General features: G+C 54.2%; 1 protein-coding gene. It reads left to right on the forward strand.

What is annotated here, in order from left to right:
* The coding region (gene icd / locus LDK53_RS22715) for an NADP-dependent isocitrate dehydrogenase (protein ID WP_225288142.1) at window positions 1–780 on the forward strand (780 nt) is incomplete at both ends.

Here is a 780-nt window from a genome sequence, read left to right on the forward strand (position 1 = left end):
CGAAAACTCAGAAGACATCTACGCCGGTATCGAATGGAAAGCTGACTCTGCAGACGCAGAAAAAGTGATTAAATTCCTGCGCGAAGAGATGGGCGTGAAGAAAATTCGCTTCCCTGAGCATTGCGGTATCGGCATTAAGCCATGCTCCGAAGAAGGGACCAAGCGTCTGGTGCGTGCGGCCATTGAATACGCGATCACCAACGACCGTGACTCTGTGACCCTGGTTCACAAAGGCAACATCATGAAGTTCACCGAAGGCGCGTTCAAAGACTGGGGCTACCAGTTGGCGAAAGAAGAGTTCGGCGGCGAGCTGATCGACGGCGGCCCATGGCAGAAAATCAAGAACCCGAACACCGGCAAAGAGATCATCATTAAAGATGTGATCGCCGATGCGTTCCTGCAGCAGATCCTGCTGCGTCCAGCGGAATACGACGTGATCGCCTGTATGAACCTGAACGGTGACTACATCTCTGACGCCCTGGCCGCTCAGGTTGGCGGTATCGGTATCGCCCCTGGCGCGAACATCGGTGACGAGTGCGCCCTGTTCGAAGCGACCCACGGTACTGCGCCAAAATACGCAGGCCAGGACAAAGTGAACCCAGGCTCAATCATCCTGTCCGCAGAGATGATGCTGCGCCATATGGAATGGTTCGAAGCCGCAGACCTGATCGTTAAAGGGATGGAAGGCGCGATCAACGCGAAAACCGTAACGTACGATTTCGAACGTCTGATGGAAGGCGCTAAGCTGCTGAAATGTTCAGAGTTTGGCGACGCGATTAT

Source organism: Enterobacter sp. K16B (assembly GCF_020216105.1).
Classification (GTDB): domain Bacteria; phylum Pseudomonadota; class Gammaproteobacteria; order Enterobacterales; family Enterobacteriaceae; genus Enterobacter; species Enterobacter sichuanensis.